Below are 17,386 nucleotides of genomic sequence, written 5' to 3'. Positions count from 1 at the left end.
ATTTCATACATGTTATATAAAAGAAGTAGTCAGCTTTTTGCTGAAGCAGAAAAAGTAATTCCCGGTGGCGTAAATTCACCTGTAAGAGCGTTTAAAGCAGTGGGAGGAACTCCTATTTTTGTCAAAAGTGCCAAAGGTGCTTATTTGTACGATGAAGACGGCAACCGTTTGATTGATTATATCAATTCATGGGGACCAATGATTTTAGGACACGCTTACGAACCGGTTGTGAACGCCGTGATAGAGAAAGCGAAGTTGGGAACCTCGTTTGGGATGCCCACAGAATTAGAAACACAAATTGCTGCTTTAGCCGTTGCTATGGTTCCAAATATCGATAAAATTAGATTTGTAAACTCTGGTACCGAAGCCTGTATGAGCGCTGTACGGCTGGCTCGTGGTTTTACAAAAAAAGATAAAATAATCAAATTTGCAGGTTGTTACCACGGACATTCGGATTCGTTTTTGATACAAGCCGGAAGTGGAGCCATTACTTTTGGTTCGCCAAACAGTCCTGGTGTTACAGCAGGGACGGCCAAGGATACTTTGCTGGCACGATACAATGATTTAGAAAACGTAGCCACTTTAATAGATGCGAATAAAAATGAAATTGCTGCTATAATCGTGGAACCTGTTGCGGGGAATATGGGTTGTATTCCGCCTAATAAAGGCTTTCTGGAAGGCTTACGCCAATTGTGTACCGACAACGGAATTCTCTTGATTTTTGATGAGGTAATGACCGGTTTCAGACTCGCCGCTGGTGGTGTTCAGGAATTATTGCATGTAACGGCTGATATCGTTTGTTTTGGGAAAGTAATCGGTGGAGGATTGCCTGTTGGTGCATTTGCCGCCCGAGCAGAAATCATGAATTATCTTGCTCCGTTAGGTCCTGTGTATCAGGCAGGAACATTGTCTGGAAATCCATTGGCAATGGCCGCAGGATTAGCCATGTTACAAGCTTTAGACAGTGATCGTACTATTTTTAAAAGACTAGAAGAGAAAACAGCGTATTTGGCGGCAGGAATTGATAAAGTGCTGAAAGCAAATCATGTTACATTTACAATCAACACTATTGGCTCAATGATTTCGGTTCACTTTGATGCGGCTCCGGTTGTAGACTTTCAAACGGCTGCAAACGGCGACAACGAAACGTTCAAGAAATTCTTTCACGGATTATTGCAGGAAGGAATTTATATTGCGCCATCTGCCTATGAGACATGGTTTATTACGGATGCATTAACGTATGCAGATTTAGATTTCACCATTCAAGCGATAGCTAAAGTTTCGAAAACATTTTAAATCAAAAAAGCCCCAAATTTTGGGGCTTTTTTATGAAGTAAGATGAAATAAGTAAGTCGAAAGTTTAAAAGGCGTAAAGTCAAAAGAATTAACTTTAAGTAAAATAGCTTTAAATCAGATTGTTATATAATTTTATCCTGATTTTAAAATACGACATTATACCATGGTTATTACTTAGTTTAAGTGAAAGGATTATTTTTTATTACCCGTTTCTACTGGTTTTTTGTTTTTATGATGCATCATTCTTTTTTTCATTCCGTGATGTTTGTTCCCTTTCATTTCATCCCATTTTTTATATTGGTCTGCTGAAAGAATTTTTTTTATTCGTTTTTTCATCACAATTTGCTCATCTAACATTTGGCTTTTCTTAGCAAAAAGTTCGTCAGAAGTCGGTTGTTTTTTAGCTGAATCTTTAGTTGCTTTTCGTTCGGCCATTTTAGCTTCTCTTTTAGTACTTTGTTCCGCGATGATTGTACTCATTTCTTTTTGTTGTGAAGCATTCAAATCTAATTCCAGAGTCATCTTTTTTAACTGCAGTTGATTTCTTTGATCAGGAGTTAATTGCTCCATTTGAGCTCTTTCCGGTCTTGCTTCTTTTTCTTGTGCAAAGCTTGTCATTCCGACAACTAATAATGCAACGATAAATAATTTTTTCATTTGTTTTGTTTTAAGTTCTATGTATATAAGATAACAATAGACCTAAAAAGTTTAATCCTTAACAAAAAATTATCGTTTGATTTTAGGGTAGTAAAGGTTTAAATCATATTTAAAATCCTGATTTGGGATAGCTTTACTTATAATTAATGCGATAACTCAATCGTTAATTTGTTGTGAAATTCTAAAAAACTATCACTATGGTTTATTATTTGTTTTTTTGCACCCCTAAAACAGTAGTAATTTAACTCTAGACTCGATGGTAAAGACTATCAAAAAAAAGCTAAATATCGTAGTAAAAGAGTTAGATATGGTTTTGAAATCTAAATTTTATAGTACTTTAGCTAATTATAAAGCGACAAACAAAAACGAATAGCCATTGACGGAAATCGCTAAAAAAAGAGGAAGCTGGAATTTATAAAGGGATTAATTCCATTTGACTCTAAAACTAGGTTTTTGTTTTTCGTCTCGGAAAAAATAAACGAGATGTTGGTTTGCTCTTAACACTATTCAAATGATTACAGAAAGAAAACAATACCAATTATTCGGAAATATAATTTTTGAAAAAGTGACAATAGAAGCACCATTCAAAATCCCAAATCCAGTGCCTAATGAAGCTTGTTTTCTATACATGCTCGAAGGGCAAGTAGACTACAAAATGCAGCATCAAAGTATATCAGTACCCGTAAACGAAGCGGTTTTGCTCAAATGTGGTACTTACTTCAGTCAAATGAAAGGCAATACTCTTTCTAAAAAAAGTCAGATCGTATTTGTCCATTTTCATCCTGAAATACTCAAGAAAATTTATGAGACCGATCTGCCTAAGATTTTTCAGCAACCAAAATTAGTCGATCAAACTATTGATATAACCCAAATCAATAACGATTTTCTAATCCAAAAATACATAGAAGGCTTGCTTTTTTATTTTGACAATCCCACACTTATTAACGAAGATTTGTTAGTCATTAAATTAAAAGAAATAATTCTGCTTTTATGTCAAACCAAAAATGCGCCTGTTATTCAACAAATTTTATCTCAACTTTTTTCTCCTACTAGTTATACTTTTAAGCAAATTATAGAAAATAGTTTATACAATCCTATAAGTTCGGAAGAGTTGGCTCAAATGACCAACCTAAGTCTTTCATCATTCAAGAGAGAATTCAAAAAAAATTATGACGATAGTCCAGCCAATTATATTAGAAATAAAAAATTAGAAAAAGCAGCTGAACTTTTATTAATATCTGATGAACGCATTACAAACATTGCTTTCGATTGTGGTTTCAATGATTTAGCCAATTTTTCGACACTTTTTCACGAAAAATACAGTCAAACGCCATCAAATTTCCGTTTGAACCAATTACCCAAATAGTTGAACGAATTACAAAAGTCTAAGCTTCTTATTTGTTGCACCTTTGTAATGTTGAATAACAAATACTAATTAATATAAAACAAAAATTATGGCACATTTAAAATTAGAAAATAATCCAGTTTCTCCAATATCTCAAGCAATTTTTGACAACACTCAAAAAACATTAGGATTTGTACCTAATATGTACAAAGGCATGGGGCAAAATCCAGCGTTGTTAGATATCTATATTTATGGATACAACAGCTTTAGAGCCAATTCAGGTTTTAATTCTGTAGAACAAGAAGTTGTTTTTCTTTCGGTAGCTTATGAAAATAATTGTGAATATTGTACGGCTGCTCACAGTTTTATTGCCGATAAAATGTCAAAAGTACCCACTGAAGTAACCAATGCCATTCGCGATGGAAAAGAAGTGCCAGATCTAAAACTAGCCGCTTTATCAAAACTAACGCGTTCGCTTACTGCAAACCGCGGGAATGTTGCACAAGAAGAAGTTGATGCCTTTTTAGCCGCAGGATATACAGAAACGCATGTTTTAGGTATTATTGCCGGAATTGCGGTAAAAACAATTAGTAACTATTCTAATCACAACACAAATCCTGAATTAGATGATGCTTTTGCCGGAAGAGCTTGGAAAAAATAATCAGACATCTTTTTTAATTGCTAATGCAGTTACTCAATGTGTTGGCTTTTACCACAAGTCGTAAATGGATGAATTCCTTGGATAGTAACCATTGAAGTCCTATTTAAACTATATGACTATACGTTACTTGTATCAATGGCAAAAAAGTATATATTTGGGTCTGAATCAAAAAAGTAACTGCTATGAAATCCGCGATATCGGGTTAGATTGATGATTACTGCTTTAGAAACAACTTGGTATCAGTTACGGACAGTCATAAAAAATAATATTCTTTATAAAAAAGGAGCTTCAATTTGAAGCTCCTTTTTTATAAATATAGCTCTATAATACACTTAGGCTTTCAATCGACACGCTTTGCTGTCGCCATTTACCACAACTTCGGTCAATCCTAAAGAAGATAAATTTTTCATGGCTTTATCCCATTTTTTACCGCTCAGTTCCGATTTGATTTTTAGTAAACCAAAATCCATTTGGTTTTCATTGACTTTCAAAAGGTCAATAATCAATTTCTCATCGTCTTCCAATTCAATTTTAACTTGAGTTTTTTCTGGGCGCATTTGTGGGAACAACAACACTTCCTGGATAGAAGCATTATTTGTCAAATACATAATCAATCGATCCATTCCAATTCCCATTCCGGATGTTGGAGGCATTCCGTATTCTAATGCTCTCAAGAAATCTTCGTCAATTATTCCTGTGGCTTCATCATCTCCTTTTTCAGCCAATCTCATTTGGTCTTCAAAACGGGCTCTTTGGTCAATTGGGTCATTCAATTCAGAATAGGCGTTTGCCACTTCTTTTCCGCAAACCATCAATTCAAAACGTTCTGTCAATTCTGGATTGTCACGGTGTTGCTTGCAAAGCGGAGACATTTCCTTTGGGTAATCCGTGATGTAAGTAGGCTGAATGTAATTTCCTTCGCATTTCGCGCCAAAAATCTCATCAATCAGTTTCCCTTTCCCCATGGTTGCATCTACATCAATTCCCATTCCTCTGGCAGCATCAAATAACGCTGTTTCACTTTTTCCTGAAATATCAAATCCAGTAAAATGTTTGATAGAGTCCGTCATTGTCACTCTGGCGTAAGGCGCTTTAAAATTGATGGTATGTTCTCCAAAAGTAACTTCTGAGCTTCCATTTACGGCAATCGCGCAATGTTCTAAAAGGTCTTCGGCAAATTTCATCATCCAGTTGTAGTCTTTGTAGGCTACATATATTTCCATGGCAGTAAATTCTGGGTTGTGGGTACGGTCCATTCCTTCGTTACGAAAATTTTTCGAAAACTCATAAACCCCTTCAAAACCACCAACAATCAATCTTTTTAAGTATAATTCGTTCGCAATACGCATGTACAAAGGCATATCAAGCGAGTTGTGATGCGTGATAAAAGGACGCGCTGCAGCACCACCGGGAATTGGTTGCAAAACAGGCGTTTCTACTTCAAGATATCCTTTGTCATTAAAAAAAGAACGCATTGCATTGAACAATTTTGTTCTTTTGATAAACGTTTCTTTTACATGATCATTCACGGTCAAATCCACGTACCGACGACGGTATCTTTGTTCCGGATCAGCAAAAGCATCGTGTGTTTTACCATCAGCATCCGTTTTTACAACAGGAAGTGGTTTCAAGGCTTTGGCCAAAACCGTCAATCCATAAACATGAACCGAGATTTCTCCCACTTGCGTTTTGAAAACCGTTCCGCGAATCCCAATAAAATCGCCAATATCCAACAGTTTTTTGAAAACGACATTATACATGGTTTTCTCCTCATCTGTCGAAATATCATCTCTCGAAACATAGATTTGAATACGCCCTTCAGCATCTTTCAATTCGGCAAATGACGCCTTTCCCATGATACGCTTCCCCATCAAACGACCCGCTAAAACCACTTCCTTACCTTCGTATTTTGCAAAATCAGCTAGAATTTCGCTAGAATATGCGGTTGTAATAAATTCGGCTGCAGGATAAGGCTCAATACCTAAATTGCGTAATTCTGTAAGTGCTTCTCTACGTAATATTTCTTGTTCGGATAATGCCATTTTATGCTGATTTTAAGAGCGCAAAGATACTATATAAGTTTTAAAATTTAAAGTTTAAAATGTACCGTTTTTTGGAGCAGAATATTTTGTTTCTTCAAGACGATCCGTCCCGCTATTCGTTTTATCTTTTTTTCTTGTTCAAAAAAAAAACAAGAAAAAAAGGATGCCACTGCTATCGGGGCTATGCTACGACTTTTATTTTTTTAAATCAACATGAAAAATAGTACAAATAACATATATAGAAACCAATAAGTATTTTAAATTACCAAATGGAAAAACACGATTTACTGCTTTTAGTATTATTTTTGATCAGTTGCCAAGTAACAGAAACCATTTGTCTAAACCAAGACGGAACCGGAGAAATTGAAACAGAATTACTCCGCGATGAACATCGTTGTATGTAATTTATAGCTGAAAATCACTCCAAAGAAGACGTTTTTCTTGATACAACTTATGTTTTTAAAGATCTGATAACCAAAAATTCCGAGACGTTTTCCAAATTACCAGCATCCGAAAAAGCCATTTTTAAAAAAATTACTACGGTAAAAGTCCATAGTAAGAAAAGTTCCTTCGAGAAAGAATTTTGCATAATAATCAGTCAAAAATTTAATACAATAGCCGAAGTTGCTGATTTATACAAAACCGAAGAATAGGCGGATGATATAGAAAATAATTATGCATTGGTTGCCGAAGAACATTATTATAGTGTTAGCTTTACTTTTGATGGAAGTACTTTTAAAAGAATTGTCAAAATTACAGACGCAGTAGAATTAAAAAAGCAACAAGAAGAAATTGAAAGATTAAAAATACGCTTCCATAAATTTAAAGCCGTTCAAAATTTTATTTTGAAATATCATTTTCCTCGAAAAATAAAATCGGGTTCAAATATAAATTCAAAAATAAGCGATGACAAAAAAGCACTGGAAATGCAATTTCTAATCACAGATTGTTTAAAAACCCGGAGAGTATAAATCTTGAAGTTGTTTTGGAATAATAATATTGAACTTAAATAATCGCCTTATGGTCAAGTCGAGCGCAGTCGAGACTCATTTGGTTAGTCTCGACTGCGCTCAATTTGACAGAAATATGAGTTAATCCTTCAATGGTTTTTTCAAATCTTGTAGGTGACTTTTTTGGCGCATTGATAAAACATCGAAATTAGTTCAAGTCCGAGACTAATTATTTTTGATTCATAATTTTATATCATACCTGCAAGGTTTGAAAAAAAACCTTATAGGAAAAAACAGTAAACTCAAAACGTTGTACCTTTGTCATTCAAAAATAAGTGAACGAAATAGGATTGCTTCGTTCCTCGCAATGACACATGAATAAAAACATCCAACTTCAAGATTTAGGAACTAAAGGTTACAAAGAAACTTGGGAATACCAAGAAGAATTGTTCAAAGAAATAGTTGACTTAAAAATTAAAAATAGGAGAGAAGAAACGAGTTTACAAACACCCAATTATTTCCTTTTTGTAGCACATCCGCATGTATATACATTAGGCAAAAGTGGTGATTTAAGTAATTTACTTTTGTCTGAAAAACAATTGGAAGCTAAAGGAGCTACTTTTTATAAAATCAATCGTGGTGGCGATATTACCTATCACGGACCTGGACAAATCGTAGGGTATCCTATTATAGACTTAGAAAATTTTTTTACGGATATTCATAAATACCTACGGTTTCTGGAGGAAGCTATTATTCTTACCCTTGAAGAATATGGAATTGTTTGTGGCAGAAGCGAAGGCGAAACTGGCGTTTGGTTAGGCGCAGGAACACCATTTGCCAGAAAAATTTGTGCAATGGGCGTTCGCGCTTCCCGTTGGGTCACTATGCACGGATTTGCTTTAAACGTAAATGCTGATTTGGGTTATTTTGACAATATTATTCCCTGTGGGATTCGCGGTAAAGCCGTAACTTCTTTGAACGTAGAACTAGGCGTAGCCAAAGTGAATGAACAAGAAGTCAAAGAAAAAATCCTGAAACATTTTGCCATTCTTTTTGATGCCACTTTTGAGAAACCTGCACTCAAAAATCGTTACACGAGCCTGTAAGGCGAACTGGCGAAGCAATCTAAATTCAAAAATCAAAACAATACTGTTCCGGCAACAAATGAAATGTCATTCGGTGGTGTTTTGTAACCCCATATTTCCGAATGGCTTCCCGGTGTTCTTTGGTAGGATATCCTTTATTTTGTTTCCAATTGTACATTGGGAATTCCTCATGAATCCGATTCATATATTCATCCCGATACGTTTTTGCTAATACGGAAGCGGCGGCAATACTCATAAATTTTGAATCTCCTTTTATGATACTGGCATTCGGAATCGAATGTAGGATTTCAATTTCAGCATCGGTAAAAATCTTTCCTCCGCGATTTTTAATCCCTCCCTTAGGAATCAACGGACTATTTCCGTCTACAATAATGGATTCAGGTCTTGGATTTAGTTTTAAAATACTTTCCTGCATTGCTTTTATGGAGGCGTTCAAAATGTTTATTTGGTCAATAATCAACGGTTCCAGATGGGTTACGGCAAATGAAACACATTCTTGTTCTATAATAGGTTTTAATTTTTCTCTTATTTTCTCAGACAATTGTTTGCTGTCATTTAATAACTCATTTTGGAAATGCGCAGGTAGTATTACGGCTGCTGCAGTCACGGGGCCCGCCAGACAACCCCGACCGGCCTCATCAGTTCCGGTTTCTAAATATGGCGTTAAAAAAAAAGGACTTAACATTAAATTGATTTTGACAAAAATAAGATTTTTGAAGTGATTATCCGCAGTTTGTAGTGTCATAATAACTAAATTTCATTGGTATGTTTATTTTTTGAAGAGGAATGGTGTCAAAAACACAAAGTGTTAAATTTTATAAAAGCTTGTTTATTTAAAGAATTATTAAGATTTTTGTGAAATAACTAATTCAAAACAAATTAATATGAGATCAAAATTTAAATGGATTTTTACGTTGCTGTTGGCTTTGTCAATGCAATTTGTGTTCGCACAAGAAAAGACCGTTACAGGTGTAGTGTCTGATGCTACAGGACCTATTCCTGGAGTGAATGTTATTATTAAAGGAACAAATAGAAGCACACAAACAGATTTTGATGGTAAATATTCCATTAAAGGAAGTAATGGGGAAGTTTTAGTATTTTCATTTGTTGGTATGAAAGATATGACAGCAAATATTGGAGCTTCATCCACGGTTAACATTAAAATGTTACAAGCAGATAATGCCTTAGAAGAGGTTATTGTTGTAGGTTATGGTGTTCAGAAAAAGAAAGACCTTACTAGTTCGATTTCCTCCATTAGTGGAGAAGCTATAAAAGGTCTAATTACACCTAGTTTTGAAAGTCAATTAGCAGGAAGAGCTGCAGGTGTGCAAGTTACTACACAAAACGGGATTTTGGGTGTAGCGCCGAGGGTTAGAATTAGAGGTGTGGCTACCATTAATAGTGGTACTCAACCTTTGTATGTAGTGGATGGTTTACCAATTTACTCTGGAGATATTGGAGGTTCTGCTGACACCAATGGTTTGGCCGATATTAATCCTAACGATATAGAGTCTTTCGAAGTCTTGAAAGATGGTGCTGCGACTGCAATTTATGGTTCTAGAGCTGCAAACGGTGTGATTTTAATTACTACTAAAAGAGGTAAAAAAGGAACAATGAAAGTTTCTTATAGTAATGTTACTGGATTTGCTTCAGCAACAAAAAGATTTGATTTACTTAAAACTGCTGATTTTCTAGTTATTAATAACGAAAAAAGATTAAATGCTGGTCAAGCGGCTTGGGCAGCTGGAAGTAATTTTGATACTGATTGGCAAAGTCAGGTTTTGAATAAAGGTGCTGTTCAAACAGATCATTCTCTATCTTTTAGTGGAGGTTCTGACAAGACTAGATATTTCATGTCTTTAGGTTACTCTACTCAAGATGGTATTGCGAAGTCAAACAGTTTAGATCGTTATTCTCTTAGGTCAAATCTAGAACATGAAGTGACGTCATGGTTAACAGCCGGAGCTAACATTGGGGTTACCAAAACTAATACTTACGGATTGAATACAGGAAGGAACTCTATTTCAGGAAATATCTTTAGTGCAATAAGACAGTTGCCTAATACTTCTCCTTTTGATGCAACAAACCCAACAGGTTTTAACCTTAATGCATCCGGAAATATTGGTCAAGGTACAAATCTTACACAAGCCACGGATAATTTATCCAATATTAGCTTTGTATTAGCAAACAACAAGTTTGAATCTAAGGTAACTAGGATTATATCCAGTGCTTTTTTATCCGCTGATATCCTTAAAGGTTTAAATTATCGTTTCCAAATTGGAGTTGATAACGCTTCAACAAACGGATTTTTATATTGGAATCCATTACATGGTGATGGACGTGGAACTAATGGACGATTAAGTAATAATAATAATACTTTAACTCGTTGGAATGTTCAAAATGTTTTGTCCTACAATAAAACATTTAGTGATGATCACAATTTATCTTTGACAGCAGTTTATGAAGCTCAAAAAGAGAGAAATGAAGGTTTTTTTGGTACTGGTACCAATATAACTGATCCATTTTTTAATGAAAATGTGGTAACAGGGGCTTTTGGTACTCAAGAATCAGGGGGTGGTGTCAGCGAAGAAGGTATTATTTCTTATATTGGAAGAGCAAGTTATAATTATAAAGAAAAATATTTTGTTCAAGGTACTATAAGACGTGATGGACTATCGAAATTTAATTCAGATATTCGCTACCAAAGTTTTCCTGGTGTTTCTGGAGGTTGGAATATTGCGAATGAAAGTTTTATGGAAAATTTTAAAAGTGTCATTTCTCAATTCAAAATCAGAGGGTCTTACTCTTTAACGGGTAACACAAATGTGGGAAGAAGTAATTATCCTTATTTGAGTACATATTCTCCTTCATTTTATGGACCAAACAATGGTATCGCATTTACAACTTTTGCAAACAGAAATTTAAAATGGGAAACAAGTACTAAAATTGATTATGGAGTAGATTTGTCTTTATTTAATAATCGTTTGACTTTAAACTTTGATTATTTCAAGAATACCTCTGAAGATGTAGTACTTCAGTTTCCGATAGATCCTTCATTAGGCGTTCCAGGAAATGCAATAGATAGAAATGCTGCAAATGTATTAAACAAAGGGTATGAATTTGGAGTAGATTATAGTGTTATAAACACTAAAGATTTCAAGTGGAATGTCAATGCAAATTTAACCTTACAGAAAAATAAAGTTTACAATTTGCCAAATAATGGTGCAGATATCATTGGTGGAAGCTCAGGAGATATAAATATTCAGCCAAATATCATTATTCGGGAAGGTGAATCATTAAACTCACTTTATGGATTTACATATTGGGGTGTAAACGCTGCAAACGGTAATCCGGTCTATTATAAAGCTGATGGTAGCTTGGTTCAAGGAAATATCGCAACAGCTAATTACAAAGTATTTAATCCAGCCGATCCCACAAATGTATCCGTTGCATCGTCTTTAACACAAGCCGATAAAAAGATTCAGGGAAATTCACTTCCTACTTATTTTGGTGGATTTAATTCTAGAATGAGCTATAAGGATTTTGATTTTAGCTTCTTGATTCGTTTCAGTGGTGGAAACAAAGTTTTTAATGGTACTAGAAGAGATTTACTTAATTTAGGTTTAAGCAACAATAGCACAGAAATCCTTGGTAGATGGCAAAGTCCAACAAATCCTGGTGACGGAGTTACGCCTAGATTAGTTGCTAACCAAAATCCATTTATTAACCAAGCAAGTAATCTAACAACTCGTTTTGTAGAAGATGCAGACTTTATTAGTTTAGATAACATAAGTTTAGGGTATTCGTTTCCAAAAATTTTAACCGAAAAAATAAGCGTTGAAGGAGTGAGATTGTCAGCTCAGGTACAAAATTTATTTTTAATAACGAAATACAAAGGATTAGATCCAGAATTAGAAACTTCTGGAGTTGATTTAAACGGTACACCAAGAGCAAGAATTTTTTCAATTGGTATTAACGTAAATTTATAAAAAAATGAAAAAATACATAAAAATAGTAACTAGTGTAATGCTAGTAATGGGATTGTTTTCTTGTTCAGATGAGAAAATATTGGAACTAACTCCTATAAATGCGGTAGCGTCTGATGTTGCATTCACAACACCTACTTTGATAACGGCTTCAATGAACGGTATGTATAACGCGGCTTCGGTTGGTATTTTTAATAATACAGCAAACAATCCGAATAGTGGTCGAGGTTATATCTGGGGTGCAGCTTTTGTTCAGCAAGGAGATAATAGAGGAGAAGATGTAATTAATTTAGCCGGATTTTATCAGTTAACATATACAGGTACATACGATGCTGGTACGGCAAACAACACCTATTATTTTGTTGATGGTTACCGATTAATTAACAGATGTAATCTAATTATTGAAGGTGTAACTGATGCTGTAAGTAAAAATGTTATTACAGCTCAGCTTGGAAATAGTTACATAGCGGAGGCAAGATTTTTAAGAGCAATAACACATTTTGAAATGTTGAATTATTTCGCAAGGCCTTACAATTTTACTGTCGGTGCTAGTCACCCCGGTCTACCATACAGAGAGGTAGGTGTTGATACTGACGCGGAAGTAGAGAGCGAAAAAGCGCAAGGAAGAAATTCAGTAGCGGAGTGCTATGCTAAAGTTTTAGCTGATTTGAATTTTGCTGAGAGCAACCTCATTGGTACTAATAAATTTAGAGCAACAAAAGAAGCTGCTATCGCTTTTAAAACTAGAGTGTATCTGCAAAAAAGAGATTGGGATAATGTTGTAGTTGAAGGGTCGAAATTATCTGCTCTTTCTTTAGCTCCAACTCCAGCCGGTGCTTTTACGTTAGGTACGAATGTTGAAACTATTTTTTCAATTCAACATGGTGCCACAGCTGGTCAAAACCCTGGTGTCAACGGTTCACTTGCGTCAATGTATAAAAATAGAGCTTTAATTTGTATTAGTCCAATCATTTGGAGAGACGCGATGTGGTTAAATGATGATAAAAGAAGAGAGAATGGTGTGATGACAACGATCAATGCGGGTAATGTTTTAACAAACAAATATACTGATATTACAAATTCAACTGATCCCGCTCCAGTAATTCGTTTCGCAGAAGTACTTTTGAATATGGCAGAAGCTAATGCTAGAAAAACTTCGCCGGATTTAACATCAGCTTTGACACAGTTGAATAGAGTAAGAAATAGATCATTAGCTGTTCCATCTACTCAAACTTATACTACAGCAAGTTTTGCAACAGCAAAAGATTTAGTTGGTGCAATATTAAAAGAACGCAGAATAGAATTTATTTGTGAAGGAAGAAGATGGTCAGATATTCACAGATTACAAGGGGATGATTTGTTTCCAATTGATGGAATTCCTTCTAAATTAGCTAATGGTAATCCTCCTGCTGGTTCATTTACTTTGGGAACACCGTATACAGGCCCAAGAACAAATGCTGCGATCCCAGGAAGTGATTTTAGGTTCTTATGGCCAATACCATTATTGGTAACAACAACTAATAAAATTTTAGCTGCTCAGCAAAATCCAGGCTGGTAATGTAGATTCATATTTTAACAAGAGAGAGCCTTCCCCAGTCATTTTGATTGTGGAAGGTTTTTTTATTTAATGATTTTTAGTATTTCAGCGTTATAAAGGTAAAAATTCATGGCTTATTTGATAAGAAAATTCATTGAGTTATACCAAACGAAAATATAATATAGAAATAGTACTAAATACGGTAGGTGATTTTAACTAAGTTAACTTATGTTTTCAAGATGAAGCTCGTTTTGGTTTGTTCACTCAAAATGAAAAATCTGTTACTGATATTAAAGTTTGACCAATTTGTCTTTTCAATAAGTTTTTAAATCAACTTTTCTGTTTGGTTTTTCTAATGGGTTGTCAAGTTTACTATGTCGAGTGTCTTGATAAAAAATACTTGATTTTTGTGTCTTTTGAACTGTTTCAGGCATACAAGATTCAAATAGTCTCATGTTTAAAGAATAGTTTCAGTTTTTGGACCTAATAATTGTTGATAATTAAATCCGCTCCAGTTTCTAAATATGGCGTTAAAAAAAAGGACTTAACATTAAATTAATTTTGACAAAAATATAATTTTTGAAGTGATTATCTGCAGTTTGTTGTGCCATAATAACTAAATTTCATTGGTATGTTTATTTTTTGAAAAGGAATGGTGTCAAAAATATAATATGTTAAATTTTATAAAAGCTTGTTTCTTTAAGAAATTATTAAGAAATTTGTAAAATAACTAATTCAAAAAACAAATTTAATATGAGATCAAAATTCAAATGGATTTTTTCGTTGCTGTTGGCTTTGTCAATGCAATTTGTGTTCGCACAAGAGAAAACTGTTACAGGTGTAGTGTCTGATGCCACGGGATCCTTACCTGGTGTAAATGTTTTAATTAAAGGTACAAGCACAGGAGTACAAACCAACTTTGATGGTAAATATTCTATTAAAGCAAAAACAGGCGATGTGCTGGTTTTCTCGTTCGTGGGGATGAGCCAATCGTCAAAAACAGTTGGTGCTGCAAGTACCATCAACGTATCGATGCAAGATGATGCTAAGATGTTAGCTGAGGTAGTTGTTCAAGGGTATAGAACAGTAACTAAAAAGATGGCTGTTGTATCAGATGCGACTGTTTCTAGTAAAACAATTGAAAACAGACCTAATGCAAATGCGATTAATACACTTCAAGGTCAATTAGCGGGGGTTAATATCACTGCTAGTACTGGTCAACCAGGAGCAAAATCAACAGTTGTTATTAGAGGGGTAGGAACGATTACAGGAAACTCAGATCCATTATATGTGATTGATGGTTTTCCTTCTAACAGTGACAACTTCCGTTCTATTAACCCTAATGACATTGAGTCTACATCTGTACTTAAAGATGCTGCGGCAATTGCTGAGTATGGTAACAGAGGATCAAATGGTGTTATAGTTATTAAAACTAAAAGAGCTAAGTTTGGTGAGTCTAAAACTACATTTAGAGCAAGCTCTCAGTATGGTGTTGGAGAATTGCAAAAACCAAAATACAGTTACGCTAACTCTAAACAGTTATTGAAGATTGAGAAAAATTTTGGTTCTGGTTTGGGAGCTACGTTAACCGATGCACAAATTGCAGCGTATGATATCAATACGGACTGGGTTGATTATTTCTTTACTCAATCAAATACAACTTCACATACCATAGCTGTAGAAAACAGTAGTCAAAATGTTAGTTCTTATACCTCTTTGGGTTATTTTGAGCAGCAAGGTATTTTAGCTACTACTGGTTTAAAAAGATTTACATTAAGAAATAATGTTAATGGTAGATCTACAAATGAAAAGTTTAAATATCAAGTTAATACTGCATTTGGTTTCAGTAAAAACAATGAAGCGACTTCTTTAGGTGACGGTGCTATTAATAGAAATTATGTTTTAGGTGCTTTTTTATCAGCTCCTTATGTTTCTCCAAGTATTTATACTGGCCCTCGTTCAGCATTGGATTATTACAATAATACTCCGGGTTTATTGGCTACTCCTATTATGTTAGTAGATAAACTACAACAGTACAAAAATCAAACGGATGAAGTACGTATTGATGTTGCTACAGATTTCTCGTATGACATCACAAAAGATTTAACAGTACGTAGTAGATTAAATGGTCAATTGTTAGACACTAGATTTTTTCAATCAGAGTTTCCAAACTCTTTCAATGCATTATTGTTTCAAGCTGCAGGTCAAACTTTTACCGGTTTTGAGGATATAAACTCAAGAAGAGAGTGGTATTTTAACAATTTATGGCAAATCAATTATGGTAAAACGTTAGGAGATCATACTTTCAATGTGAATGCGAACATGGAATACAATCACTCTCGTTTGTATACTAATAACATTAGACAAAGAGGTCTAATAGAAGGTGTTTTCGTTCCTAATACAGGAGCTGGTTATGCTGCTGATACTGGTACTAATGATTTTTATGTACCGGGAATTTCAGCGCGTAACAATAGAAATGATTTGATTTCTTATTTTGGTTCATTTGATTATGACTTCAAGGGTAAATATGGTATTGTTGGATCTGTTAGAACAGATGGTTCTTCAAGATTTGTTGACCAAAAACAATGGGGTACTTTCTATTCTGTAGGAGGTAGATGGAATATTGACGAAGAAGCATTTATGGATGATGTGTCTTTTATAGATGTATTAAAATTAAGAGGATCTTACGGTACAGTAGGGAATCAAAGAGTTGTACCAGGAGATATTTATCAAGGTATTAATCCCCCTCGTTTTACTGACATATATAGTATTGCGAATAACGCTTATAATGGTGGAACAGGTTATGCAATTAATTTTGGTTATCCTGATTTACAATGGGAAATAACTACACAATGGAATGCTGGTTTAGATTTCGAAATGTTTAAAGGAAGACTTAGAGGAGCAGCTGATTATTACAATAGAGCAACAACTAAATTGTTTTTAGAAAATCCGATTACTTCAACTTCGGGTGCAGCAACTTTAACTCAAAATACTGATGTAACTGTTACTAACAAAGGTTTAGAGTTAAACTTGTCTTATGATATCATTAGAAATCAAGAGAAAGAAATATCTTTAACAGTTAAAGCTAACGGTTCACTTAACACAAATATTGTATCTGATGTTACAGGTGCTGGACAAATTTTTGCAGGTAGTGGTCTTTATGTTAGTGAGAATGGTGGTGGTATTAACGAACCTTTTGTTTATAAATATTTAGGAGTAAATCCAGTAAACGGAAACTTATTATTTGAAGATGCAGCAGGAAATCCAACAGAAGCTCCGGTTCAAGCTGATAAAAGAAGAGCAGGTGTGAATAATTTACCAAAGTATCAGGGTGGTTTTGGTTTTGATTTCAGTATCAAAGGATTTTATGCATCCACATTATTTACTTTCGCGTACGATGTGGCTCGATTTGATTATGATTTAAGTAACTTGTATTCTGTAGGCAATATTGGACAGTTTAATGTTACAGATGATTTATTAAATGCTTGGACTCCAACAAATACAAATACTGATGTTCCAAGATTAAATGCAAGCAATCTTGGTTTGAGTGGTAATTCTGATCGTTTTCTTAGAGATGCTTCTTATATTCGTATGAGAAACGTTCAAGTGGGATACAATGTTCCTCAAAAATTCTTAAAGGGTACTTTTATGACTGCTGTGTCATTCTCTCTACAAGGAGAAAACTTATTGACATTCTCTAAATGGAAAGGGTTTGATGTTGAAAGTAGTAGAACTGCAGATGTTTATCAGTATCCAACACCAAGATTGTACACTTTCGGTGTAGATGTTAAATTTTAATTAAAGAG

The 17,386-nt window shown here is 34.5% G+C and carries 11 protein-coding genes; 8 read left to right on the top strand and 3 right to left on the bottom strand.

Annotated features, from left to right (window positions below; translation table 11 throughout):
* The first annotated feature begins 9 nt into the window (after nucleotides 1-9).
* Complete coding sequence (gene hemL, locus EKM01_RS10505; protein ID WP_126768260.1) at nucleotides 10-1,296, top strand: glutamate-1-semialdehyde 2,1-aminomutase; 1,287 nt, start codon at nucleotides 10-12, stop codon at nucleotides 1,294-1,296.
* A 192-nt stretch (nucleotides 1,297-1,488) separates the two neighbouring features.
* Here the strand turns inward: hemL and EKM01_RS10500 are convergent, their stop codons facing one another.
* The gene (locus EKM01_RS10500) at nucleotides 1,489-1,953 is read right to left on the bottom strand and encodes a hypothetical protein (protein WP_126556142.1); all 465 of its coding nucleotides are present in this window, start codon (nucleotides 1,951-1,953) and stop codon (nucleotides 1,489-1,491) included.
* A 511-nt stretch (nucleotides 1,954-2,464) separates the two neighbouring features.
* On the opposite strand from EKM01_RS10500, the gene EKM01_RS10495 reads away from it, so the two are divergent.
* Entirely contained in the window at nucleotides 2,465-3,319 is an 855-nt protein-coding gene (locus EKM01_RS10495; RefSeq protein ID WP_126568855.1) for an AraC family transcriptional regulator, read from the top strand.
* An 88-nt stretch (nucleotides 3,320-3,407) separates the two neighbouring features.
* Entirely contained in the window at nucleotides 3,408-3,959 is a 552-nt protein-coding gene (locus EKM01_RS10490; protein ID WP_126556148.1) for a carboxymuconolactone decarboxylase family protein, read from the top strand.
* 332 nt (nucleotides 3,960-4,291) lie between these two features.
* On the opposite strand, the gene lysS is transcribed toward EKM01_RS10490, so the two are convergent.
* Nucleotides 4,292-6,001, bottom strand: coding sequence for a lysine--tRNA ligase (gene lysS / locus EKM01_RS10485; protein WP_126555192.1), 1,710 nt, complete (start codon nucleotides 5,999-6,001; stop codon nucleotides 4,292-4,294).
* 269 nt (nucleotides 6,002-6,270) lie between these two features.
* Between lysS and EKM01_RS14940 the strand changes: the two genes are divergently transcribed.
* Together EKM01_RS14940 and lipB are read left to right on the top strand one after the other, a co-directional pair.
* A complete protein-coding gene (locus EKM01_RS14940; RefSeq protein ID WP_255416231.1) occupies nucleotides 6,271-6,405 on the top strand; it encodes a hypothetical protein in 135 nt (44 codons plus the stop codon).
* 920 nt (nucleotides 6,406-7,325) lie between these two features.
* Nucleotides 7,326-8,057 (top strand): lipoyl(octanoyl) transferase LipB, encoded by a 732-nt coding sequence (gene lipB, locus EKM01_RS10475; RefSeq protein ID WP_126562224.1) that lies wholly within the window; start codon nucleotides 7,326-7,328, stop codon nucleotides 8,055-8,057.
* Between the two features lie 25 nt (nucleotides 8,058-8,082).
* On the opposite strand, the gene EKM01_RS10470 is transcribed toward lipB, so the two are convergent.
* Nucleotides 8,083-8,742 carry a ribonuclease HII gene (locus tag EKM01_RS10470; RefSeq protein ID WP_126768381.1) on the bottom strand — a complete coding sequence of 220 codons (660 nt, stop codon included), beginning with the start codon at nucleotides 8,740-8,742 and terminating at the stop codon, nucleotides 8,083-8,085.
* A 199-nt stretch (nucleotides 8,743-8,941) separates the two neighbouring features.
* Here EKM01_RS10470 and EKM01_RS10465 point away from each other — a divergent pair, with 199 nt between their 5' ends.
* The 3 genes from EKM01_RS10465 (at nucleotide 8,942) to EKM01_RS10455 (ending at nucleotide 17,378) form a co-directional block, all read left to right on the top strand.
* The gene (locus tag EKM01_RS10465; protein ID WP_126768257.1) at nucleotides 8,942-12,046 is read left to right on the top strand and encodes a TonB-dependent receptor; all 3,105 of its coding nucleotides are present in this window, start codon (nucleotides 8,942-8,944) and stop codon (nucleotides 12,044-12,046) included.
* A gap of 4 nt (nucleotides 12,047-12,050) precedes the next feature.
* Entirely contained in the window at nucleotides 12,051-13,601 is a 1,551-nt protein-coding gene (locus EKM01_RS10460; protein ID WP_126768255.1) for a RagB/SusD family nutrient uptake outer membrane protein, read from the top strand.
* 732 nt (nucleotides 13,602-14,333) lie between these two features.
* Nucleotides 14,334-17,378, top strand: a complete 3,045-nt coding sequence (locus EKM01_RS10455; RefSeq protein WP_126768252.1) for a SusC/RagA family TonB-linked outer membrane protein — start codon at nucleotides 14,334-14,336, stop codon at nucleotides 17,376-17,378.
* The last annotated feature ends 8 nt before the right edge of the window (nucleotides 17,379-17,386 follow it).

The sequence above is a fragment of the Flavobacterium sp. RSP46 genome, from assembly GCF_003984825.1.
Lineage (GTDB): Bacteria > Bacteroidota > Bacteroidia > Flavobacteriales > Flavobacteriaceae > Flavobacterium.
Note: the sequence above shows the minus strand (reverse complement) of the source record. Positions and strands in the feature narration are given on the sequence as shown.